Annotated in this window: 2 protein-coding genes; one reads left to right on the top strand and one right to left on the bottom strand. The window is 70.9% G+C overall.

Annotated elements, in window-relative coordinates; genetic code table 11:
- Positions 1 to 78 precede the first annotated feature (78 nt).
- Positions 79 to 291, bottom strand: a complete 213-nt coding sequence (locus KBX53_RS33775) for a hypothetical protein (protein ID WP_030336201.1) — start codon at positions 289 to 291, stop codon at positions 79 to 81.
- Positions 292 to 426: 135 nt separating this feature from the next.
- Between KBX53_RS33775 and KBX53_RS33770 the strand changes: the two genes are divergently transcribed.
- Positions 427 to 1,133: ATP-dependent DNA ligase (locus KBX53_RS33770; protein WP_210863900.1), on the top strand; the 707-nt coding region annotated here is incomplete at its 3' end.

Here is a 1,133-nt window from a genome sequence, read left to right as displayed (position 1 = left end):
CCCCGGGTACGGACGAGGCCGCCGCGAGCATTGTGACAGTCCGAGCCTCCTCAGTGGAGGCCGGCGGCCGGCCCGCGGTCAGGCGGCCTCGTGCAGGTCGGCCAGGGTGAGTGGGGTACGCCGACGCAGCAACTCCTCCAGCTCCGGCACCGAGCCGACCTCGCCCAGCACGTTGCGGCCACCGCCGAACCGCTCCGGGTAACGGCGGGTCAGCCGGAAGCGGTAGCGGCCCCGGATCAGCTCGACGCTCACCCGCCACCGCCCGCAGCAGTCACAGACCCACTCGGACACCTCGCGAAAGTAGCTCTGACCTGGGGTTATTCGATTCGCCCGGTCGGGACGAGCGACGCGTAGACGGACACGCCGCCCCGGCACCCACGGTGATCTGCCTCACGACTGTCGGCACCGTCTGATTGACTGGTCGGCGTGGACCTGCCGATCAACCCTCCGGTCGAGCCGATGCTGGCCAAGAGTGTTCCCAAGCTGCCCACCACGCCAGGGGTGACCTACGAGCCCAAGTGGGACGGGTTCCGCTGCATCGTGTTCCGCGACGGCGACGAGGTCGAGTTGGCCAGCCGGGGCGGCAAGTCGATGACCCGCTACTTCCCCGAGGTGGTCGAGCAGGCCCGCCGGCAGTTGCCGCAGCGGTGCGCGGTCGACGGTGAGTTGATCGTGATTCGGCGCGACGGGCCGAGCGGCCAGCCCCGGCTGGATTTCGAGCTGCTGGCCCAGCGTGTCCACCCCGCCGCGTCCCGGGTGAAGATGCTGGCCGAGACCACCCCGGCCGACTTCGTCGCCTTCGACCTGCTGGCCATCGGTGACGAGGCGCTGCTCGACCAGCCGTACCCGCGCCGCCGGGAGCGGCTGGTCCAGGCGCTGGCCGGGGTGCGTCCGCCGGTGCACGTCACCCAGGTCACCACCGATCCGGACACCGCCCGGCGCTGGTTCGACGTCTTCGAGGGCGCCGGGCTGGACGGTCTGATCGTCAAGCCGGCCGACCTGCCGTACGAGCCGGGCAAGCGCTTGATGTTCAAGGTCAAGCACGCCCGCACCGCTGACGCGGTGGTGGCCGGCTTCCGCTGGCACAAGTCCGGCCCGGTGGTCGGTTCGCTGCTGCTCGGCCTGTACGACGA

The organism is Micromonospora sp. M51, from assembly GCF_018070305.1.
Lineage (GTDB): Bacteria > Actinomycetota > Actinomycetes > Mycobacteriales > Micromonosporaceae > Micromonospora > Micromonospora parva.
The sequence above is the reverse complement of the archived record's forward strand: the minus strand, read 5'-3'. Positions and strand labels throughout refer to the sequence as shown.